Source organism: Paraburkholderia sp. FW306-02-B, assembly GCF_058782725.1.
Map to the genome: position 1 here is coordinate 1,888,174 of NZ_JBYSXZ010000001.1, position 21,348 is coordinate 1,909,521.

General features: G+C 60.6%; 17 protein-coding genes and 1 pseudogene. 15 read left to right on the top strand and 3 right to left on the bottom strand.

Annotated features, from left to right (window positions below):
• The first annotated feature begins 28 nt into the window (after positions 1-28).
• On the top strand, positions 29-964 hold the full coding sequence (locus tag AC3WOG_RS08345) for a VOC family protein (protein ID WP_492577535.1): 936 nt from the start codon (positions 29-31) through the stop codon (positions 962-964).
• Positions 965-978: 14 nt separating this feature from the next.
• Complete coding sequence (locus tag AC3WOG_RS08350; RefSeq protein WP_492577536.1) at positions 979-2,424, top strand: alginate export family protein; 1,446 nt, start codon at positions 979-981, stop codon at positions 2,422-2,424.
• Between the two features lie 199 nt (positions 2,425-2,623).
• On the opposite strand, the gene AC3WOG_RS08355 is transcribed toward AC3WOG_RS08350, so the two are convergent.
• Positions 2,624-5,986 (bottom strand): PAS domain-containing sensor histidine kinase, encoded by a 3,363-nt coding sequence (locus tag AC3WOG_RS08355; RefSeq protein WP_492577537.1) that lies wholly within the window; start codon positions 5,984-5,986, stop codon positions 2,624-2,626.
• Positions 5,987-6,601: 615 nt separating this feature from the next.
• On the opposite strand from AC3WOG_RS08355, the gene AC3WOG_RS08360 reads away from it, so the two are divergent.
• The 6 genes from AC3WOG_RS08360 to AC3WOG_RS08385 all read left to right on the top strand — a co-directional run bounded on the left by AC3WOG_RS08360 (position 6,602) and on the right by AC3WOG_RS08385 (position 13,105).
• Positions 6,602-7,240 carry a response regulator transcription factor gene (locus tag AC3WOG_RS08360; RefSeq protein WP_492577538.1) on the top strand — a complete coding sequence of 213 codons (639 nt, stop codon included), beginning with the start codon at positions 6,602-6,604 and terminating at the stop codon, positions 7,238-7,240.
• 45 nt (positions 7,241-7,285) lie between these two features.
• Positions 7,286-7,651, top strand: a complete 366-nt coding sequence (locus AC3WOG_RS08365) for a response regulator (protein WP_492577539.1) — start codon at positions 7,286-7,288, stop codon at positions 7,649-7,651.
• A gap of 445 nt (positions 7,652-8,096) precedes the next feature.
• Positions 8,097-8,339: a YtcA family lipoprotein gene (locus AC3WOG_RS08370; protein ID WP_492577540.1), complete on the top strand. Its 243-nt coding sequence runs from the start codon at positions 8,097-8,099 to the stop codon at positions 8,337-8,339.
• Between the two features lie 19 nt (positions 8,340-8,358).
• The gene (gene mdtN / locus AC3WOG_RS08375; protein WP_492577541.1) at positions 8,359-9,417 is read left to right on the top strand and encodes a multidrug transporter subunit MdtN; all 1,059 of its coding nucleotides are present in this window, start codon (positions 8,359-8,361) and stop codon (positions 9,415-9,417) included.
• A gap of 9 nt (positions 9,418-9,426) precedes the next feature.
• Positions 9,427-11,538 carry an FUSC family protein gene (locus tag AC3WOG_RS08380; RefSeq protein WP_492577542.1) on the top strand — a complete coding sequence of 704 codons (2,112 nt, stop codon included), beginning with the start codon at positions 9,427-9,429 and terminating at the stop codon, positions 11,536-11,538.
• A 79-nt stretch (positions 11,539-11,617) separates the two neighbouring features.
• Positions 11,618-13,105: an MdtP family multidrug efflux transporter outer membrane subunit gene (locus AC3WOG_RS08385; RefSeq protein WP_492577543.1), complete on the top strand. Its 1,488-nt coding sequence runs from the start codon at positions 11,618-11,620 to the stop codon at positions 13,103-13,105.
• 192 nt (positions 13,106-13,297) lie between these two features.
• Here the strand turns inward: AC3WOG_RS08385 and AC3WOG_RS08390 are convergent, their stop codons facing one another.
• Positions 13,298-14,119 carry an SDR family oxidoreductase gene (locus AC3WOG_RS08390; protein WP_492577544.1) on the bottom strand — a complete coding sequence of 274 codons (822 nt, stop codon included), beginning with the start codon at positions 14,117-14,119 and terminating at the stop codon, positions 13,298-13,300.
• A 101-nt stretch (positions 14,120-14,220) separates the two neighbouring features.
• On the opposite strand from AC3WOG_RS08390, the gene AC3WOG_RS08395 reads away from it, so the two are divergent.
• From AC3WOG_RS08395 to AC3WOG_RS08425, 7 genes and pseudogenes are all read left to right on the top strand, one after another.
• Positions 14,221-15,135, top strand: coding sequence for a LysR family transcriptional regulator (locus AC3WOG_RS08395; protein ID WP_492577545.1), 915 nt, complete (start codon positions 14,221-14,223; stop codon positions 15,133-15,135).
• Positions 15,136-15,161: 26 nt separating this feature from the next.
• Positions 15,162-15,529, top strand: a pseudogene (locus tag AC3WOG_RS08400) (alpha-hydroxy acid oxidase); the annotation flags it as partial.
• A gap of 79 nt (positions 15,530-15,608) precedes the next feature.
• Positions 15,609-16,508, top strand: coding sequence for a LysR family transcriptional regulator (locus AC3WOG_RS08405; RefSeq protein WP_492577546.1), 900 nt, complete (start codon positions 15,609-15,611; stop codon positions 16,506-16,508).
• A 123-nt stretch (positions 16,509-16,631) separates the two neighbouring features.
• The gene (locus AC3WOG_RS08410) at positions 16,632-17,318 is read left to right on the top strand and encodes a histidine phosphatase family protein (RefSeq protein WP_492577547.1); all 687 of its coding nucleotides are present in this window, start codon (positions 16,632-16,634) and stop codon (positions 17,316-17,318) included.
• Between the two features lie 25 nt (positions 17,319-17,343).
• Positions 17,344-18,363: a phosphotransferase gene (locus AC3WOG_RS08415; RefSeq protein ID WP_492579740.1), complete on the top strand. Its 1,020-nt coding sequence runs from the start codon at positions 17,344-17,346 to the stop codon at positions 18,361-18,363.
• A 42-nt stretch (positions 18,364-18,405) separates the two neighbouring features.
• A complete protein-coding gene (locus AC3WOG_RS08420; protein ID WP_492577548.1) occupies positions 18,406-19,170 on the top strand; it encodes an SDR family oxidoreductase in 765 nt (254 codons plus the stop codon).
• A gap of 69 nt (positions 19,171-19,239) precedes the next feature.
• Entirely contained in the window at positions 19,240-20,484 is a 1,245-nt protein-coding gene (locus tag AC3WOG_RS08425) for an acyl-CoA dehydrogenase family protein (RefSeq protein WP_492577549.1), read from the top strand.
• 181 nt (positions 20,485-20,665) lie between these two features.
• On the opposite strand, the gene AC3WOG_RS08430 is transcribed toward AC3WOG_RS08425, so the two are convergent.
• Positions 20,666-21,343, bottom strand: a complete 678-nt coding sequence (locus AC3WOG_RS08430) for a TetR/AcrR family transcriptional regulator (RefSeq protein WP_492577550.1) — start codon at positions 21,341-21,343, stop codon at positions 20,666-20,668.
• Positions 21,344-21,348: the final 5 nt, after the last annotated feature.

Consider the following 21,348-nt stretch of genomic DNA (forward strand, 5'->3'; position numbering starts at 1 on the left):
GCATCCATCACCAGCAAGGAGTGTTTTCATGAGTACCGTCAAGATGTGTCGATTGTTGCGGGCCGCCGTCGTGTCGATCGCGGCGCTCGGCGTGGCGCTGGCCGGCTCGCCGGCTTTCGCCGAGGCCGATCATCAGAATGCGGGCAAGAGCATGCCCGTCGTGTCGGTCGGTCCGCAGTACGACACGACGCATGTATATGTCGCGAGCCAGGACATCGACGGGTTCGTCGACAGCTTTGTTGCGACGTTCGGCGGCAAGGCTTCGCAGCTCGCGGTCTTCACGGTCACGCCGACGTCGAGCAAGACGGCTTCGCAATACGTGCGGACGCCTGTCGGCATGTTGTCGGTGTTCGCGTTCCAGACGCCGATACCGTATCCGTTCGGCAGCGAGCGCACAGGCTATCTCGTCACCGACATGGACAAGGCCGTGCGCGCGGCACGCGCCGCGGGTGCGGACGTGATCGTCGATACGTTCGACGATCCGATCGGCAAGGATGCAATCATCCAGTGGCCCGGCGGCCTGAACATGCAGCTGTACTGGCATACGAAGGCGCCTTCGTATGGTCCGCTCGAGACGGTGCCCGACAATCGCGTCTATGTGTCCGCACAATCCGCAGACAACTTCATCAAGCGCTTTATGCGCTTCTCGCACGGCAAGATCGTGTCCGACAACCGCCATGCGGACGGCAGCGAAATCGGCCGGCCCGGCGAGACGATCCGGCGCGTGCGCATCACGTCCGGCTTCGGCAACATGCTCGTGTTCGTGACGGACGGCAAGTTGCCTTATCCGTTCGGTCGCGAGATGACGGGTTATCAGGTTGCCGATCTCGACGCGACGCTTGCGAAGGCGCAGGGCGTCGGCGTGAAGGTGTTGTCGCCCGCGAACCGCACGGTCGAAGGGCGCACGGCGATGGTCGAGTTTCCCGGCGGCTATGTCGCCGAGATTCACGAGCTGACGAAGTGACGGTGCGTCGACCGATGAGACTCGCGATATCGAAGGCGGCTGCCTGCGCCGCGCTCGCCGTGTGCGGATTGACAGAGGGCGCGAACGCGTTCGCCGCCGATAACACGGCGGATGCGGGCGCGGCCGCTGCGCCTCAATGCACCGCGAAGCGGCCGTCGGCGCTGTCGTTCAACCGCTGGCAGGAAGACTGGTCGGTTCTGGCGAATCCGTGCGTGCCGCGCAAGCCGTTCGATGCGCTCAAGTACATCCCCCTCGGCAGCGATCCGTCGGCGTATCTGTCGCTCGGCGCGAACCTGCGCGAGCGCTTCGAACTGAACAACACGCCGCTCTTCGGGCTCGGCGGCGCGCGACCCGACAGCTATGTGATCCAGCGCGTCGAAGTGCATGCCGATGCGCGCATCGGTCAGCATGTGCAGGCGTTCTTTCAACTCGAGGATGCGCGGGCCTTCGGCAAGGATTCCGTTTCGCCCGTCGACAAGAATCCCCTCGATATCGAGCAGGCGTTCGTCGCGTTCGTCTATGGGGTGGGCGGCGGCACGCTCAAGGCGCGCGTCGGCCGCCAGGAGATGGCGTTCGACTTGCAGCGGTTCGTCTCGGTGCGCGACGGGCCGAACGTGCGTCAGGCGTTCGACGCGCTGTGGGCCGACTATGAAATCGACAAGTGGCGCTTCATCGGCTATATGACGCAACCCGTGCAGAACCGCGACGTCACGGCCTTCGACGATGTGTCGAACCGGCATCTTACGTTCAGCGGCGTGCGCGTCGAACGCGCGAACACGGGGCCGGGCGATCTGTCCGCGTACTGGTCGCGCTACAACCGCGACAACGCGCGCTTTCTCGATGCGTCGGGCGCCGAGCATCGCGATGTATTCGACGTGCGTTACGCGGGCAAGGCCGCGCCGTTCGACTGGGACGCGGAAACGATGTGGCAGACGGGGCACGTCGGCAAGAGCACGATTGGCGCGTGGGCGTTCGGGCTGCTGGGCGGCTATACGTTCGCATCGGTGGCGGGCTCACCGCGCGTTGGCTTGCAGGTGGATGGCGCATCGGGCGACCGGCATCCCGGCGATGGACGTGTCGAAACGTTCAATCCGCTGTTTCCCAACGGCTACTACTTCACGCTGGCGGGATACACCGGCTACAGCAACCTGATTCACGTGAAGCCGTCGGTCACGTTCAAGGTGTCGCCGAAGGTCACGTTACTGACGGCGCTCGGTCTCCAGTGGCGCGCGACGGCAGCCGATGCGATCTACGGTCAGGGGATGGCTGTGGTGCCCGGCACGGCGGGGAAGGGAACACGCTGGACCGGGATGTATGCGCAGGTTCGCGCCGACTGGCTCGTCAGCTCGAACGTTGCGCTCGCGCTGGAAGCGGTGCACTTCGAAGTCGGCGACTCGATCCGCGCGCTAGGGGCGCGCAATGCGGATTATGTGGGCATCGAAGCGAAGTTCGGATGGTGACCGGGTAGCCGCTACTTGCTGGACACGGAGCACTCGTTGCATCGACCGTTGTCTCGCATCAAGGCGCTTGCACATCTGGATGCCGACTTGAAGGTCAGACTCACCGACGAGTACTAGCCGTTGCCGGCTAGCCCTGCCGATAGCGAAATGAAGGGGACGGGTGGCGGGCGGGCGACCGGCAAAAGTCGCCCCGGATGCATTATCTGGCGCTCACCTCGTGCTGGGAAATCTGGACTGGCAAGACTGGCAGGACGACGCGGAAGGTTGCTCCGTAGCTCTCGTTATTGGCAGCGGTAAGACGACCCTCATGAGCTTCGATAATCGAGCGGGACACCGCAAGCCCGATGCCCATTCCCTTGCTCTTGGTCGTGACGAATGCGTCGAATATGCTGTCGCCACCGGCGATGCCCGAACCGTTATCGATGACCTCGAGCAGCACGGACCGGTCGTCAAGGGGGCTTGCGGTAATGAGAATCTTAGGTGTGCGTCCCGAGTTTTCCGTGGCATCTATCCCATTCGAGATAAGGTTAAGAAGGACCTGCTGAATCTGTATCTGGTCGACGAACACTGGAGGCAGGCTATCAGGCAAGTCGAACTCGATGTCGGTGGTACGCCTTGTTTCGTCTTCCCGTAGCAGTCGTACGGCTTCGAGGACCATGTCTTTCACATTCCGTTCCCGCTTCTGGAATGTTTGCTGCTTGAACAGCGCGCGGATGCTTTGCATCGTCTCGTCAGCGGAACGGGCATCTCGAACGACGCTTTCCACGGAAACCCTGGCTTCGCTCAAATTTGGCGGAGACGCTGCGAGCCACCGTTTGCAAGCCTGCGCATTGGCGATAACGGACGTGAGAGGCTGATTGAGTTCGTGTGCGATGGACGCAGAGAGTTCTGCGACCGTGGCAATCCGGGTTGCCCGCGCGAGTTCAGCCTGAGTCTGTCTGAGGCGGTCCTCTGCACGTGTTCGTTCGTCAATATCAAGACTGAGTCCATACCATTGAACAATGTTGCCGTCGGCGTCTCTCATTGCTTCAGCGGTGTGCTGGTACCATCGATAAACGCCGTCTTGTCGGCGAATCCGGGCAACGTGGCAGTGCGGTTCGCCAGTCTCGATCGAGTGTGTCCACGCTTGAACCAGGCTGTCCAGGTCGTCAGGATGAAAGGTCTTCTGATAGCGGACGCCCGCGAGCTGCGAAACATCCAGGCCAAGGAATTCAGAGGTTTTCCGATTGATGTAAGTGAGCCTGCCTTGTGGGTCATTGCACCAGAGCATGGCCGGGATGGTGTCGATAAGCGCGTGTAGCTGGTGCTCCCGCTGTTCGAGCACTGCTTCCGTTTGTTTGAGATCGCTGATGTCCGTACATACGCCGTACCAGTGTAGAACCTGCCCGCTTTCGTCGCGAAACGGTTCGCCGCGAACGAGGTACCAGTGCAGTTTCCCATCGGCGCCAGTCACCTGATACGTGTCCTGGTACGACGCACCTTCGTCGACAGCTTGCTTCCGGCGCGAGCGGACACGAGGACGGTCAGCTTCCGGGATGAGGTTAAGTAACATTTCTTTGTCAATTTCTTCCCCGCTCTTTCCCATGAACGTTAGCATTTGCCGATTCCATCTGTCGATTTCTCCTTGCGGTGTGGCCCTCCAGATCATCGCGGGCAATGCGTCTACGAGCCTTCGCAAATTAAGCTCTTCCGTGCGAACGGCCTCCTGGGCTAACTCACGCTCGTGGATATCCGTTGCAAGGCCATACCAATTCACAATATCACCGTTGGCATCCCGCATGGGGGTGCCTTTGCATTGAAACCAGCGATACGTGTTGTCGGCCGCGCGGAGCCGATGGACCCGGTCGTAAGGTCTCCCGCTATCGAGGGAATCTCGCCAGGCTTCAGTGGTTGACGCAGAGTCATCCGGGTGCACCAGGTGAAGCCAGCCGTTCGCTATCAGATCATTGAGCGGTAGTCCAGTGTAGTCTTCAGTGCGCTTGTTCACATATTCCAGGCGGCCATGGGACTCCGTACGCCAGAGCAGGCTAGGGACATTCTCTGTCAGCCAGTTCAGTTGCGCTTCCCGTTCACGGATGAGCTCTTTGGACCTGTAAAGATCATCAATGTCGATGGTCGTGGAGTACCACTTGTAGACGCTTCCGTCTTCATTGAAATAAGGAACGGAGCGCGAGTGACGCCATCGATAATTACCGTCGTGATCTGCCCATCGGTAGGTCGTATCGTGCGCGCTCTTTTCCTGAACGGAGCGAAGATTGCCTTCTTTTACCCTGTCGCGATCATCGGGATGAATGAAACTCAGAAAGCCGAGATTCTGTATGCCTTCAAGCGTAGTTCCTGTTTCCTCAAGAATCTGCTGACTGACGAAGTCGAAATCGTGCTCTGTCCGGGTGGTGAAGCGACCCGGTAATCGGTCGAGGAGCTCTCTGGCTTCTCTCTCACTTGCCGTTAGCGCCTGTTGAGCCTTGATGGTCTCTTCGATTTCTATTCCGATGAGGTACCAGTTGACAACGTCCTCGTTCGAGCAGCGTGATGGCTCGGCGAGAAGGCGCTGCCAGCGGTATACGCCGTCATGCTGCAGCATCCTGACGGCAATATCGACCGGTTCACGCGCGGCAATGTGCGCTGTCCATTGCTGCCGTGCGGCCTGCACGTCATCGGGGTGAATGTAAGCCATCCATCGGTCGCCGACTAATTCTTCCATCGGTCTTCCCAGCGCGGCGACGCCGACTCTATTCACGTAGAGAAGCTCGCCGTTGGGTCCACCGACACATACGCATGCCGGCACACTATCCACAATGCGCCGATAGGTTTCCTCTTCGGTTCGAAGAAGAGATTCGGCAGTCTTCCGGTCGTGTATGTCCCAGCTCACACCGACCCATCGCAGTAGCCGTCCACTGTCGCTTCTTATGGCTTTGACCCGGCAGAGGAACCACCGGTACTCGCCGTCGGACCGCCTGAGTCGAAACTCGAGCTCTCCCGGGTCGTTTCCGGCACGGAGTGCGTCCCAATATCGGTCGTTTGCGTGCAGGTCGTCCGGGTGGATTGCGGCTCGGAAAGAGTCGCAGTGATGTGCTTCTTTTATGCCTGTGTATTCGAACAGGCTGGGACTGAGGTATTCGGTGGAGCCATCGGGCAGCGCGGTCCACACATGGCCGGGAAAGAGACTGCCGATGCTTTGAAGTGTCTGGTCTCGTTGGCGGATTTGCTCGTCAAACGGCTCATCCTTCAATCTGGCAGTCGAGCCTGGCTGCCGGGGGCGCGGGGAGACCAGCCCGGCACAAAGCCATGCCGCCGCGATTGCGACGGCGGAATGGGCGATAGAGCCGGAGGCAAGAGGAGGGTGATTGGAAGCCAACGCCACGCCGGCGATCCCAAGCGAGGCGAACCCAGCGGCCAGACGCCCGAAGCTGCGGCCGAAACAGTGCGTGAACAGGACAACCAGAACGAGGCTGAGGCAGCCCGTAATCGGTTCGAGTAACCCTGCCACCCCTGACGAACCGGCTATGGCGACGCTGAGGACGACAACCCGAGACGGGTGCGGTATCAACACGGTAAGCATGTCAACCTCGGAATTCGTCGGCGCATTGGATAGTGATACTCTACATGTCCCCGCAAAAAGCGGTTTTTCCAGCGCAAGGGCCCCTTGCTTGCAAATTGAGCGGGGCGTGTCGCTGGTTATTTTGCGTAGTACTTGCGAAGTCTGGTCGCGCACACCGTTGTGGCACGAATCGAATACGAGGGCAATGGCGATATGTCATACCATTGCGAGTGGCTGCCTGCATCTGGGCGATCAAAGCCTTTTCGAAGACGCAGTTTTGAAGAACATAGTCGAACTGTCAAGGGTCCAACTGCCGCCAGACTGACTGCCTGTTTGCCGTGCGCGTCGAGCGTAGCATGGTCGGGCCGACAGCAGTGACGCCTGTCCGAGCGGGCCGCATCAGGGGATTTCAGGTCAAGTCGATGAGGCTAAACGATAAGCCTACAACTTCATATCTGGTCGTGCCATTACATAATCATGTAGTGCACAACACGGCTGCCCGTGCTTCCGGGCGACGATTCCGACGGCTATAATTTTTCGTCGGCATGACCGCGTGAGCGGGACATTCAGCGAGATTATCGTGGACCGCCTGTGCCGACGTCAGCAGAGGCTTTCACTTGGCAACAGAGGGAGTCCATGGAATCCGCAAGCGAACTGGTGTATGTGGTCGACGACGACAGACGAGTGCGAGAAGCACTCTCTGCGCTGCTGCGCGCAAACGGAAGAGACGTCCACGCATTCAACTCCGGCAGAGAGTTTCTGGACACACCGCGTCAGAATGTCGTCGCATGTCTGATCCTGGATTTGAGAATGCCAGGCATGAATGGCCTGGAAGTCCAGAAGCTTGTTAGCAGGGACTCACAGATTCCCGTCATTTTCATTACCGGAAGGGGAGATGTGCCGTCCACGGTCCTGGCCATGAAGGGCGGGGCTGTTGACTTCCTCACAAAGCCCCTCGATGAAGATGCGTTGATGCGCGCGGTCGATGCGGCACTCGCCAGGGCGCACGTTCTTCGCAAGGAGGCGGAAAGTACAGCGGCGCTCCAGGCTCTCTACCGATCGCTGACGCCTCGTGAGCAGGAGCTTTTGCCGTTACTCGCAAGCGGCCTGCTCAACAAGCAGGCGGCGGCAGTACTTGGCATCACCGAATACACCGTGCAGGTACATCGCGGTCACATCATGAGAAAAATGCAAGCGGATTCGTTTGCCACGCTGGTCAGGCAGGCGAGCAAACTGCAGCTCGAAACGTCGTCGACGACCACGTTCGACGCCTGACGCCAACGCCAATGCTTTGTTGGACTCGATGACCCGGAGAAAAAAATGCCCACGCCTCGGGTTCGAACCGTTGCCGTGATTGATGATGACCGGCGCGTTCTGACGTCTCTGGCGAACCTGCTGGCCTCTGGCGGGTACGGAACGCGGGCCTACGAATCTGCACTGGATTTTTTCTCCGACGGCTACTCGGGTCTGGTATGCGTTATTACCGACCTGGGAATGCGGCCCATTGACGGCATTCAAGTGCTCGATAGAACGGTTCATTCGGACGCAGCCACGCCGGTCATCATTATCACAGGCAAACCGGGCGAGCATACGGAAGACTACTATCTGCAGAGAGGCGCATTAGGTTTCTTCAGAAAGCCCGTCGACGGAGATGCGTTGCTGGACCTTCTGGATAGTATCGCTTGAACGGTCGGTATCAGATTCTGGGTTGAAACGGGCTAGTGGTGTGCCCGGATATCGCTATAACTCGAATGATCGATGATAGCGGCAAGGTGACGCCAGCGGGCGTGCAGTGCCGGGCCGAAAGCCCGGGAATCTGTCGAGGCATGCGCCGAGCGGCGACGAGCTCAGCGCCAGATTTTGCATCGTTGTTTCTTGCGGCGACATTGCATATTCATGTAATGCGGAATGCCTCGTTCGGCGCTATCGTGACGAATTGCTACGTCTACACTCTTTCGGCGAGCGGAGCGCGGGCTACTACGTGAAAAAGACGCTATCGGTTTGTTCAGAAAACCTGGGATGGCGATGCTTTGTTGGAGCTTCTCGTGTGACATTGATTCCAACCACAGGGACGACTTTGAAACGACCTATTCCGCTCGCCAGAGGCAGCTGTCCAAGGCGTGCAATCGGGATGGCCGCAATTGCCGCGGTTCTCGTGTCAGGGTGCGCAAGTTCGCCATCCATTGGCGTGCTCGGCGCGTACTTTCCCGACTGGCTGTTCTGCATCGTCGCGGGCGTCGTACTCACGGTCGTCATCTATCTGATTGTCAAGCGTTTGCAGGCCGGCCATCTGATGGAACCTTCTGCCGTGGTGTATCCCACGCTTGTCGCTTTCCTCGCACTCGCTGTCTGGTTGATGCTATTTCAACACTGAAGCGCCTCAGGTGAATGCAATGGCGACGACTGCCAGAAAAACATCGAAGAGCAAATGGCCGGCCATCATCCTGGTCGTGGCGACGCTGTTGCTGCTGCTTTTCGTCATCCGGCTGCTGGACCGTGCGCCTCGCACCGACGACGCCTACGTCTACGCGGATACGATCGACGTCGTGCCCGAGGTCAACGGGCGCATCGTCGAACTGGCCGTGCACGACAATCAGGCGGTGAAGCAGGGCGATCTGCTGTTCCGCATCGATCCGCGCCCGTATCAGGATGCGCTGACGCGCGGCAAGGCGTCGCTCGTCGCGCTCGACCGTCAGATCGAGTTGACCCAGCGCACGGTCAACGCGCAGCAGTACAACGCGGAGTCAGTGCGCGCGGCTGTCGAGCGCGCGCGAGCCGCCGCCAGCCAGGCGTCCGATACGCTGCACCGCATGGAGCCACTTTTGTCACACGGCTATGTGTCGGCGGAGGATGTCGACCGTGCGCGCACCGCGCAACGCGCGACCCAGGCCGAACTCAGCGCCTCGCAACTGCAGGCGCAGCAGGCGGCAGCGGCGGTGAGCGGCGTCGATGCGCTGGTTGCGCAACGTGCCGTCGTTATGGCGGAGATCGCGATTGCCGAACTGAACCTCGAGTATGCGACGGTGCGAGCACCGTTCGACGGACGCATCGTGTCGTTGAAAACATCGACGGGCCAGTTCGCGTCGGTACTCAAGCCTGTCTTCACCTTGATCGACACGCGCCACTGGTACGTGGTCGCGAACTTTCGCGAGACGGAAATCAAGGGCATCAGGACGGGCACGCCCGCCACGGTCTACCTGATGAGCGATACGGGCCAGCGCTTCCGGGGCAGCGTCGATTCGATCAGCTATGGCGTCGCGCCCGATGAAGCCGGCCTTGCATTGCCCGGCGGGTTGCCGCGCATTCAACGTACGCTTAACTGGGTCCATGTATCGCAACGCTTCCCGGTGAAGATCCGGGTCGACAATCCGAACCCGGAGCTGTTTCGCGTCGGTACGTCAGCGGTGGCCGTGCTGGAACCCGGGCGCGACAACGACGGCGTGCGTCATTGAGGAGCGCCCATGGCCGCCGCCGACTATCTGCCCGTCACGCTGCGCGATGCAGGCGATTTCCTGAAGCGCGAGCTTGCGCCTTTCCCCGGTCGCGTCAACGTGATGTTGCGTGGCATGCTGACGAGCGCCATCGTGATCGTCGCGTCGATGGCGCTCGAAGTGCCTGAGCTCGCGCTGTCGCTGCTGGTGGTGTTTTACGTCACGCAGTCGAACGTGGTGGTCACGCGGCTGGTCGGCGTGATGTTTATCGTCGGATCGACGCTTGCAATCGGTCTATCGATCCTGCTGCTGAAGTTCACATTCGACTACCCGTTGCTGCGCATCGTGATCGCGAGTCTGCTGTTCTTCGGCAGCGTGTATCTGCTTCGCGTTCTCAAGATCGGCGTCGTGTTCTTCGTCGTCGCGATCGTCGTGATCTACGTGCAGAGCTTCGTCGACCGGACCGATCAGGCCGATATTCTGATCCGAGCCGTGTTGTGGGTCTGGGTCGCCGTCAACTATCCGATCGCACTGACGCTCGTGGTTAACACGTTGCTGTTGCCTGCCGAACCGCAATTGCAACTCAAGGCGGAAATCCATCGGCAACTCGCGACGCTGGAAACGCGCCTGACGCAACGGATCGACGGCACGACGAGCGCCGCGCCAATCACGCTGGCGGCCGTCCAGCAAGGCGCGCTCTCGCTGCAGAAGCTGCTACGGTTCACGACGATGCGCGATGCCCACTATCGCGAGCATCAGGCTTTGCAGCTTGCATGCATCGCGACAGTGTCGCGTCTTTATCGCGGCGCGGGCGAGTTGCCCGATACGTGGCCTGAGGCATCGGCGGCGCGACTTGCGATGTTGCGCGAGCTGCGCGCGAACGTCCGGGCGCTCGACGAATCGGTGATGTCGGGCGAGCCCTATCGCTACGTCGGCACCGCGACGCCTGAAGACCGCGCTGTCGCCGATACGATGCCTATGGCCGCCGAATTGCAGCGCGCGCTGCATGCCTACGCCGATCTTGTCGCAAGCGGTGTCGCCGCGTCCGGCAAGCCGCCCGCGAGCGAGCCAATGGTTGCGCCGGACGCGTGGACCAATCCTGCGTACACGCGCTTTTCGCTGAAGACGCTGCTTGCCGTTCTGCTCTGCTATGTGTTCTACAACGCGGTGGACTGGCAGGGCGTCCACACGATCATGCTGACCTGCCTGATCGTCGCGCTGCCGAGCCTCGGCGCCTCGATGCAACGTGCATTGCTGCGGCTGGCCGGGGCCGCCGTCGGCAGCGCGCTGGCGCTGTTCATGGTCGTGTTCGTCGTTCCGCATCTCGACGGCATCGTCGGCTTGCTGCTGATGGCATTGCCTGTCGTCGCGTTCGGGGCGTGGATAGCGGCGGGTTCGGAGCGGATCGGCTATGCCGGCCTCCAGCTGATGTTCACCTTCTCGCTCGCGTTGCTCGACCAGTTCGGCCCAACCACGAATCTGACTGAAATCCGCGACCGGATGGTGGGCATTCTGCTGGGCGTCGGCGTGGCGACCTTCGTGCAGATGTCGTTCTGGCGCGAAGGCGAGGGCGACGTGCTGCGGCAGAAACTCGCCACGATGCTGCGCGCCATTGCCGCACAGTTGCGTGCTCCACCGGCGGGCGTCGAGCAACGGGACGAGTTGCCCTATGCGCAGCGGCAGTTGCAGGCGTGGGCCGTGTTGGCCGAGTGCGAAGCGACGCTGTCGCGCGTCGCGCTCGAGCCCGACTGGCAGGAAGTGGAGCAGGCGCAGCTGACACTGCGCGCGCAAACCGTCCTCGCGCAGGGACGCGAGATCATGCTCGCTGGCGATGCGCTGCGCAACACGCTGGCGGCACAAGCGGGATCGTCGAGCCTACCAGCGGTCGATGCAGTGCGGTCGACACAGGAACAGGCGTCCGTCGAACTTGACCGGTACGCGGATGAACTTGCGGCCAGTCCGCCCGACGCCCGCGCGCCGCGACGCATCGGGATCGCTGCACAAGCTGTCGAACCGGCCCAACCGGCCGACGGATCGCTCATCGCCGCAGCAGACGAACTGTCGCGGCAGGTCGCGGGGTTGCCGGACTGGCGCGTCGAGGCACTCGTCCCGGCGCCGTCATCACAGGCCATACGAACATGAACGACCCCCACGCTCACTATTGTTCGCTGCCCCCCGAGGGGGCGGGTGCCTCCCTTGGGGCGGCCCGGCGGGAGGCATCATGAATGCGCGATCGGGTGTACGCGATTGGCGATGGCGTCGACGCTTTTTATGCGTCGCGTGGATGTCGTCCGTGCTGCCGGGTTGCGCGCTGATCCATCATAACGGCACGCCCTATACCGAGATCGCGCCCGGGCAGATCAATCTCGCGGACGACATCCATCTCGCGCGCGACGGTTGGCCCGCCGCGCGCTGGTGGACGCGCTATCGCGATGCGCAGCTCGACGCGCTGATCGATCAGGCGCTCGCCGATGCGCCGACGATGGTGATTGCGCGCACCCGCGTCGCGCAGGCGAAGTCCGATGTCGAGCTTGTCAGAGCGGGATCGAATCTTCAGGTGGTCGCGCTGGCGTCGCTGGATCGCGAGCATGTTTCCGCGAACGGCTTTCTCGGCCCGTTCGCGAAAAACGAACCGGCTTTGGGGCTGACGGGCCCGTGGTACACCGAGGGCATCGTCGGGCTGGGCGCAAGTCTGGACGTCGACATCTGGGGCAAGCAGCGCGCGCAGATCGCCGCGTCGCTCGGCGTGAGCAATGCGCGGCTCGCCGAGACGTCCGCTGTCGAACTCGAAATCTCTGCGGATGTCGCGCAGCTTTACTACGGCATTCAAACGACTTATCAGCTCATCGATCTGCTGAACGAATCGCATGAGATAGCGATGTTCGCGGTGCAAGCACACGAAGCGCGTGCGGCGCGCGGCCTCGAAGCCCGCACCCTGCTCGAAGAAGCACGGGCGCAACAACTGGGCATCGAACGGCAGATCGTGTCGGCGCAAGGGCAGATAAAGCAGTTTCGCGAATCGATGCGGGCGCTGATCGGTGCGGGCCCCGATGACCTGCCCGCCATCGAGCCCGTCGCGCTGCCGCGCTCGCAGGCGGCCTTGCCAGCGACGCTTTCATACGAACTGCTCGCACGGCGTCCCGATCTGCAGGCGATGCGATGGTATGTAGAGGCGGCGTTCGACCGGATCGACGCGGCGAAAGCGGCGTTCTATCCAAGCTTCGACATCAAGGCGTTCTTCGGCTTCAACGCATTGCACCTCGCGGACCTCTTCACGCATGCAAGCCAGCAGATCAACCTGATTCCGGGTCTGACTCTGCCGATCTTCGACGGCGGCAGGCTCAACGCGAACCTGAGCGGCGCGCGCGAGGGGAGCAACCTGTTGATCGAGCAATACAACCAGGCCGTCCTCAACGCGGTACGCGATGTCGCGCAGACGGGTAGCCGTCTACAGGCCCTCGATGCGGAGACCGAATTGCAGAAGCAACGGATCGAATCGGTTGCGTTCGCGAGGGACAGCGTCGAAGCACATTATCAACGCGGACTGACGAACCGGCTCGCGGCGCTCGAAGCGCGCCAGCCGGTGGTCGCCGAACAGGTTGCGCTGCTCACGCTCAACGCTCAGATGCTCAGCCAGGAGATTGCATTGACGAAGGCGCTCGGCGGCGGCTATCGCGCCGATCCGCCCGTCGAACTAAAGCCGCGTTGAACGGCGCGCGGACAGCGTTCAGAACTGTTGTGCGCGAAGCGACTCGAATTCCGCGCGACACACGTCGCCATACTGGCTGAGGATGTCGATCCAGCTATCCGCGAGCAGTCAACCATGTGGCAAGAGCCGAAGTCCGGCACCTGATCGACTCCGCGCGGGAGCGTGCGGCGGATAGTCAATATGCTTTACGCCCTACAGGGAGGGGAAGCGTGTCCGCATGAAGTCGATATACGCCTGGTCTTCCAGGCTGCGGCGCGCCTTGATGAATCCCCTGGCGTCGTCGCCCACGAGGTAGCGAAGGCGATCGCTACCATCGGTCGCCGCGCCATAGATAACCTGCGCGACTTCTTCCGCGCTAAGGGTACGTGCTGCTGACAGATTCGCGAACGCTTCGTTGGTACGCGCAATGAAAGCGTCGTAATCCTTCAGGGTGGCGCTTGCTGCTGCACTTTGGGCCGAGCGCTCGTTGAAACGAGTGTTCGTCACGCCGCCATGGGGGTCGACGAGTTTCACACCGATTCCCTGCGATGCCAGTTCATATGACAAAGCCTCGGTAAACCCTTCGAGCGCGAATTTACTCGCGCAATACAACGAGATCATCGGTAGCGTGAAAATGCCGGCGCCAGATCCCACATTGATTACCATGCCCGATTTGCGCGTTCGGAAATGCGGCAGTACGGCGCGCGTTACGTCCATTACGCCGAATACGTTCACGTCGAATTGCGTCTGGATCTGCTCGCGCGACAGTGCTTCGAACAGCCCGTACTGGCCATAGCCGGCGTTGTTGAGCAGCACATCGATCGAGCCAAAGCGATGGATGCCGGCATCGACTGCGCGCTGGATAGTATCCGTGTCTTGCACGTCAAGCTTTTCGACTAGCACCTTGCCGCTGGCAAGCGACTCGTCGGGATGACACATCGTCGCTATGACGTTCCAGCCGTGTTGCTCGAAGAGCGCGGTGCTCGCCCGGCCGATTCCCGACGACGCGCCGGTGATCAAAATAGTCCTGCTCATGGTGCTTTCCTTAACCTGGATGATGTGCAGACAAGATAACAGTGGAGGATTGATGCGACAATGTGCACAACATCGTATGGGTTGATGCAGGAAACCGCACAATGAAGAAGACAGCGCTGTCTGAACTGATGGCTGTTGCTGCGGTCGCGGTACATCGCAATTTTCGCGGCGCGGCGAGGGAGCTCGGTATGTCGCCGTCGGCTCTGAGCCATGCTGTCGCGGCACTCGAACAGCGCATGGGTGTCCGGCTCTTTCATCGTACGACGCGCAGCGTATCGCTGACCGAGGCCGGGGAGCAGTTTCTCTCGCGTGTTAATCCCGCGCTGCGCGAAATTTCAGCGGCGATGGATGAAGTCAACGCGCATCGCGTTACCCCTACTGGCACCTTGCGCATCAACGCGTCGGAGGGCGCTGCGATGCGGCTGATGAGTTCCGTCGGCTACGAGTTTTTGCGGCGATTTACCGACATGAAGCTCGATATCGTTACTGACGCCCGGATGGTGGACATCGTCGCGGAAGGTTTTGACGCCGGCATCCGCCAACTCGGCCACGTTCCACAGGATATGATTGCTGTGCCATGCAGTCCGCCGGTGAGGTTCATCGTGGTGGGATCTCCGGAATATTTTTTCCAGCGGCCCATGCCGGTGGTGCCCGACGACTTGCGCGCGCACGAATGCATCCGGGCGCGGCTACCGGGCGGCGCTCCCTACAAGTGGGAATTTGAACGGAACGACGAACGGATAAATATCGAGGTCGCCGGCGCGCTGACTCTCGATAACCCGCATTTAATGCACGACGCCGTGCTGCACGCTGTTGGCCTTGCCTGGATGAGTGAGTGGGCGGTGGCCGATGACGTCGCCGCGGGCCGACTCGTATCAGTGTTAGATGACTGGTCCGGAAGAGCACCGGGGCTGTACCTGTATTACCCCGGGCATAGGCACGTACCGGCGGGCTTGCGCGCGTTTATCGATGTCATTCGAGAGTTGTCGCCGTGGGATCGTGGTACTCCTGATTGACGCCCCCTGGCGGCTCTCTTACGACGTCGGTCGACGTCGGCGCGGACGTCATTGTCGTTTCGAATCACGGCGGACGTCAGCTGGACGGCGCGCTTTCAACGATACAGGCATTGCTGGCTATCGTGGATGCGGTGGGAAGCGTATCGAGGTGTGGCTCGACGGCGGAATCACGACGGGCCAGGATGTACTGAAGGCTGTGGCACTGGGGGCGCGCGACACGATGATCGGTCGGACCTTTCTCTATGGATTGGCGGCAGCCGGGAGGATGGGCGTGCGACGAAGCCTGGAAATCATCGCGGCAGAACTCGATACGACAATGGCATTGTGCGGATGCACGGATATCACTTCGGTTGGGCCGGAGATTCTCGCGGCTCATCATTCGCCGCGGCTTTAGCAATCTTTGCGGCGCTGATGCATGCGCGTGAACATGAGGAGTAGGAAATGCAGTTCAAGTGGCGTCGGGGAATTTGAGAATGCGTCTGTCCAAGGTTGATCTGAATCTCTTCGTGGTCTTCGAAGCCGTCTACAGAACGCGAAACCTGACGCGCGCAGCGGAGATCCTGTTCATCACCCAGCCTGCTGTCAGCAATGCGTTGGCGCGGATGCGCAAGGCATTCGACGATCAGCTTTTTGTCAGTACGTCGGCCGGCATGATGCCGACGCCCGTTTCGGAAAACATCATCGGCCAGGTTCGTGAGGCGCTGCAGCTGCTTGACTCGAGTACTCACATCGGAGGACGCTTCGACCCCGCCTTGTCTGAGCGAACGTTCCGGCTCAGCATGACCGACCTCACGGAGGCGCTCCTTTTGCCCGCACTGGAGGAGGTGCTGCAGCGACTGGCGCCTGGCATCCGCATCGAAAGCTACTTCACGACGCGTAGAGAGGTTCCGGAAGCGCTAGCCAGCGGTGCGGTTAATCTTGCGATCGACGCGCCGCTGATTGACGACCCATACCTCGAGCAGGAGCCGCTGGGCCGCGACCGGTATGGATGCATGCTGCGTCACGACCATCCGTATTCGAAGAAGAAGCTGACGATCGATGACTACCTCGGGTTCGGTCATATCCACGTTTCCAGTCGCCCCCAGGGATCGGGTCTCGTCGATGCAGAACTGAACAAGCTGGGCCTCAGGCGATCGATTCAGACGCGGGTTCAACACTATCTGGTCGCCCCGTTGATTGCGATGCGAACCGATCTTGTCCTCACGGCCCCCCTTGTGCTCCTTCAGCGGTATGACGCGCGAATCCTGGCGCTGCCGTTCGATCTTCCGGATCTCGAGTCTCATGGCTACTGGCATCGAAGCGTGACCGGGGATCCGGCTCATCGTTGGCTGCGTGAGCAGATTGGCCGTCTCATGCGGGAAATGAACCAGTAGCGGGGGCCTAAGGTGGCACGCGCGCCCGGTGTCACGAAAATTTATAGCCGGCTATCACAACAATCAATTTCCTGAATGACTCGGCACTGAGTATTCTGCTAGCCATGTTGAAACGAGGATGGCATGGCAGAACTCTATCTTGTACGGCATGCTCAGGCGTCTTTCGGCGCCGAAAACTATGACGAGCTATCACCTTCCGGTCGTACCCAATCAACCTGGCTCGGCGAGTACTTCGCACAGGCGAACTTGCGGTTCGATCGCGTTGTCATCGGCACGATGCAGCGGCATCGGCAGACTGCCGATGCCATTCTCGCCGCAATGGGTGGCCCGCAAGTCGAGATCGCGCAAGACGCGGGTTTGAACGAATACGATTTCCAGGCATTGTTCGCAGCCCTCGGCGAAGCGGGCTTGCCGCCAGGTTTGTCTGCAGGTCCGTCGGCCACAAGTTCAAAGAAGGACTTTTACAAAGGGCTCCGACACGTGCTGCAGCTTTGGGCCGATGACCGCTTGGCCGGCCGTGTTCCGGAGACATGGCGTCAATTCCAGACGCGTGTCCAGCGTGCCCGCATCGACATCCAGCGGGCTGGCGGCAGGCGAGTTCTGGTGGTGAGTTCGGGCGGTCCGATCGCGGTAACTGCCCAACAGGTTCTGCAGGCGCCTGCCGCGACCGCGATTGCACTGAACATGCAGGTTCGAAACAGCAGCGTTTGTCAATATGTCTTTAACGACGGTGCGATGTCGCTAGTCAGCTTCAATTCAGTGCCTCATCTCGAACATGCCGAGCGGCATGAATTTGTCACCTACGGCTGACCTCAATCGGGATCCCCGCTACATCATGAATCACCCCAGCCTTCAATTCGACATCGAAAATCTCACACGTTATCTGACGGCGCACGTGCCTGGGTTTCAAGGGCCGTTGTCCGTCGAGAAATTCTCCGGCGGACAATCCAATCCGACGTTTCTTTTGAAGGTGCAAAGCGGTCGCTACGTGCTGAGGCGTCAACCTCCCGGCACACTGCTCAAGGCCGCCCATGCCGTTGATCGTGAGTTTCGCGTGCTGTCGGCGCTCGGCAGGACACCGGTCCCTGTTGCCCGTGCCTATCACCTTTGCGGGGACCGTGACGTCATCGGTAGCCTGTTTTACGTCATGAGCTACGAAGACGGGCGAATCTTCTGGAATCCGGCGCTGCCCGAAGTACCAGTCGAGGAGCGCGGCGCCATCTACGACGCACTGCTCGGCACGATGGCGGCTCTCCACGACGTGGACGTCGACAAAGCCGGATTGTCGGACTACGGCCGCCCGGGCAACTATTTCGCGCGTCAAATCGACGTCTGGACCAAGCAATATCGCGCCGCGCAGACCGAAATATTGGAGGCGATGGAGTCGCTGATCGAGTGGCTGCCTGTACATTGTCCGGCGCAAGCAGGCAAGCCTTCGCTGGTGCATGGAGACTTCCGTATCGACAACCTCATTTTCATGCGCGGTGCACCGCAAGTTCGCGCTGTTCTCGACTGGGAGCTATCCACGCTCGGCGATCCTCTGGCCGACATCGCGTACTTCTGCATGTGTTTGCGGCTCCCGCCCGACGGTCATATCGCCGGACTCGAGGGCCTGAATCGAGGGGCGTTGGGGGTGCCTGACGAGGAGTCGATTGTCGAGCGGTATTGCGAGCTCCGGGGAATTTCGTCGATGGAGAACTGGAACTTTTACCTGGCGTTCAGTTTCTTCCGGCTCGCAGCGATCGCACAGGGCGTGAAGAAGCGGGCCTTGAGCGGTAACGCATCGAATGAAAAAGCGCGCCAGGTGGGGGAGATGGCTGGGGTGCTTGCGAAGATGGGCATTGAGCTGATCTGAAGACAGGCGGGAAACCGGAATGTAGACATAGGGAGACTGATTGTGACTACTAATTTGTTTGACATGAAAGGAAAAATTGCTCTGGTTACGGGCGCGAGCCGCGGTATCGGTGAGGAGATCGCCAAACTACTCGCCGGGCAGGGAGCCCACGTGATTGTGTCGAGCCGCAAGCTGGAAGATTGCGAATCTGTGGCACGCGAGATCAAGGACGCGGGCGGGAGCGCTGAAGCGCAACCGTGCCATGTCGGGCGTGTCGAGGACATTCTCGCGATCTTCCAGCAGATTCGTGCACGGCATGGCCGTCTGGACATCCTCGTCAACAACGCGGCGACAAATCCGTATTTTGGCCACATTCTTGATACTGATCTGTCGTCCTTCGAAAAAACGGTGGAAGTCAACCTGCGTGGTTACTTCTTCATGTCTGTGGAGGCTGGCAAGTTGATGCGGGAGAACGGCGGCGGCGCGATCGTCAACACGGCTTCGGTCAATGCATTGCAGCCTGGCGACAGGCAGGGCATCTACTCGATCACTAAAGCCGCCGTTGTCAACATGACGCGGGCGTTCGCGAAGGAGTGTGGGCCGTTGGGGATTCGAGTGAATGCGCTGCTGCCCGGATTGACCAAAACGCGATTTGCGGGGGCACTGTTCGAAGATCAGGCCACGTACGAAAGCTGGGTGTCGCAGATCCCGTTGCGGCGTCACGCGGAGCCTCGTGAAATGGCGGGTACCGTACTTTACCTGGTGTCCGACGCGGCAAGCTATACCAATGGAGAGTGTGTCGTCGTCGACGGTGGACTGACGATCTAGTCAAGGGGTCGAAGCGCGCTGTTGGTCGATGCGTCGACGACATTAATCACGATTCTGGAAGAGTAAAAAATGGATTTTGCATATAGCCCGAAAGTCGAAGCGCTGCGCACACAGGTGCGTACGTTCATGGACGCTCACATCGTTGCGCGCATCCGGCAATGGCACGAGGAAGTGAGTGCGGGTCAATATCCGGTTTCCTTTATGGAGAGCTTGAAGGAGCAGGCGCGTGAAGAGGGTCTCTGGAACCTGTTCCTTCCGCATCTGCGCGATGACGAACCCGGTACCCGCCTGACCAATCTTGAGTACGCACCCCTGGCCGAAATCATGGGGCGGGTGTCGTGGGCTTCGGAGGTGTTCAACTGCAATGCACCGGACACAGGCAATATGGAGTTGCTTCATATGTTTGCCACGCCCGCTCAGCGCGAGCAGTGGCTTAAGCCCCTTCTCAACGGCGAGATCCGCTCGGCGTTTGCGATGACGGAGCCGGCTGTAGCTTCCTCGGACGCGACCAACATCACCACCTCGATTCGTCGTGACGGGGATGACTATGTCATCGACGGCAGGAAGTGGTTCATCACGAACGCAGCACACCCGAATTGCACGCTCTTCATCGTGATGGGCAAAACGGATCCGGACGCACCGAGCCGCCGTCAGCAGAGCATGATTCTCGTGCCCCGCGATACACCCGGCGTCAAGGTGATCCGCAATATCACGGTGGTCAATCACCTGGCGCCGGAAGGGCACTGCGAGATCGAGTTCAAAGGCGTGCGCGTACCCCGGTCGAATCTCCTCGGTGAAGAGGGCAGCGGATTTGCGCTCGCCCAGGCGCGCCTTGGGCCAGGACGGATTCACCACTGCATGCGTTCGATCGGCGCCGCGGAACTGGCGCTCGAGTTGATGGTGGAGCGGGCCCAGGCACGCACTGCATTCGGAAAGAGGCTGCATGAGCAGGGGTCTGTTGCGGAATGGATCGCGAAGTCCAGAATCGAAATCGATCAAGCGCGGCTGTTTGTTCTCAAAGCCGCGTGGATGATCGACAACGTGGGCGCGAAGGAGGCACGCAAGGAGATCTCGATGATCAAGGCGCTCGTACCGAGTGTTCATACCGCCGTTTGCGAGCGGGCGATGCAGGTGTTTGGCGCGATGGGGCTGAGCCCCGACACGCCATTGGCCGATAGCTGGACGTGGGGCCGTGCGTTGCGGTTCGCGGATGGCCCGGACGAGGTTCACTTGCAGAGCATTGCGCGAATGGAAATCAAGGCGCAGCACTATGAGCCGGGTAAGGATAATCCCTACCTGACGGCGTCGGTGTAAGGCGGGCAATCCGTGACGCGACCGTCGCGTGTGGCTCCGGATGGCGCCGCCGACGTTCCGGTAGAACGGGACGTCGGCAAGCGTCAGGTCATCGACCCTATCGCGACGCAGGATCTGTATCTGATCGGTGCGAGTCCGATTGGGCCAAAGCATGACGAGGTCGAGTTGAGGGCGCTCGCCGTCAGATCGCCCCCAGCAGGGACCGCGTTTCCTCCGACGGCTCTGCGGTGAGTATGCTGTCAAAGGTGTCCATCAAGCTGGACACAGCGTATTGCGGCGACCATATCCCTCCAGACTCGCCATTGTCCCGACTCGCTTCCCACGCTGCCAGTGCGGCATTGCCGTAGATGCCGACGAGCGACAGTCTGTGATCGACGATTGCCGGCGGAATATCGGAAAGCAGGTCCCGGAGCAGGGCGTTGCAACGCTGATAACCCAGATTCCACTTGTTTTCCAGCGCCTCCCGTAAGAACGCGCGGTTGTTCAACTGCAAGTTGGCGATCATGCGGATGTACGTCGCCTGACCCGTACGATCCGCCAGCTCAAGCATCGGAAAGAGCAGCGCGCCTATTACCGCTCGCACGTTTATCCCTTCCTCCGCCTCCAGTCTGTCGAGCCGCGCCTGACGGTCTTCGTCTATCAGACGCGCACCGTCGACGACCAGCTCACGTGCCAGTTCCAGTTTGTTCCCGAAGTAGTAGCGCAGCGAGGCGCTGTTGCGCTGCCCTGCGGCGGAGATGATGTCCTGCACGGACACCCCGTCCAATCCGCGCAGCGCGAACAGGCGTTGGGCTTCTTCTTTTAAGCGAATTCGTGTCTCCGCTCCATCCGAGCGAAGGGTTTTCCCTGACGTCGTCATTACTT

What these genes read in the sequence shown, in the direction of transcription:
- AC3WOG_RS08385 (WP_492577543.1), top strand. Translation starts at nt 11,618, where the DNA reads ATGAATGCGCGATCGGGTGTACGCGATTGGCGATGGCGTCGACGCTTT.
- mdtN (WP_492577541.1), top strand. Translation starts at nt 8,359, where the DNA reads ATGGCGACGACTGCCAGAAAAACATCGAAGAGCAAATGGCCGGCCATC.
- AC3WOG_RS08360 (WP_492577538.1), top strand. Translation starts at nt 6,602, where the DNA reads ATGGAATCCGCAAGCGAACTGGTGTATGTGGTCGACGACGACAGACGA.
- AC3WOG_RS08405 (WP_492577546.1), top strand. Translation starts at nt 15,609, where the DNA reads ATGCGTCTGTCCAAGGTTGATCTGAATCTCTTCGTGGTCTTCGAAGCC.
- AC3WOG_RS08365 (WP_492577539.1), top strand. Translation starts at nt 7,286, where the DNA reads ATGCCCACGCCTCGGGTTCGAACCGTTGCCGTGATTGATGATGACCGG.
- AC3WOG_RS08425 (WP_492577549.1), top strand. Translation starts at nt 19,240, where the DNA reads ATGGATTTTGCATATAGCCCGAAAGTCGAAGCGCTGCGCACACAGGTG.
- AC3WOG_RS08370 (WP_492577540.1), top strand. Translation starts at nt 8,097, where the DNA reads ATGGCCGCAATTGCCGCGGTTCTCGTGTCAGGGTGCGCAAGTTCGCCA.
- AC3WOG_RS08355 (WP_492577537.1), bottom strand. Translation starts at nt 5,986, where the DNA reads ATGCTTACCGTGTTGATACCGCACCCGTCTCGGGTTGTCGTCCTCAGC.
- AC3WOG_RS08430 (WP_492577550.1), bottom strand. Translation starts at nt 21,343, where the DNA reads ATGACGACGTCAGGGAAAACCCTTCGCTCGGATGGAGCGGAGACACGA.
- AC3WOG_RS08350 (WP_492577536.1), top strand. Translation starts at nt 979, where the DNA reads ATGAGACTCGCGATATCGAAGGCGGCTGCCTGCGCCGCGCTCGCCGTG.
- AC3WOG_RS08410 (WP_492577547.1), top strand. Translation starts at nt 16,632, where the DNA reads ATGGCAGAACTCTATCTTGTACGGCATGCTCAGGCGTCTTTCGGCGCC.
- AC3WOG_RS08415 (WP_492579740.1), top strand. Translation starts at nt 17,344, where the DNA reads ATGAATCACCCCAGCCTTCAATTCGACATCGAAAATCTCACACGTTAT.
- AC3WOG_RS08395 (WP_492577545.1), top strand. Translation starts at nt 14,221, where the DNA reads ATGAAGAAGACAGCGCTGTCTGAACTGATGGCTGTTGCTGCGGTCGCG.
- AC3WOG_RS08390 (WP_492577544.1), bottom strand. Translation starts at nt 14,119, where the DNA reads ATGAGCAGGACTATTTTGATCACCGGCGCGTCGTCGGGAATCGGCCGG.
- AC3WOG_RS08380 (WP_492577542.1), top strand. Translation starts at nt 9,427, where the DNA reads ATGGCCGCCGCCGACTATCTGCCCGTCACGCTGCGCGATGCAGGCGAT.
- AC3WOG_RS08345 (WP_492577535.1), top strand. Translation starts at nt 29, where the DNA reads ATGAGTACCGTCAAGATGTGTCGATTGTTGCGGGCCGCCGTCGTGTCG.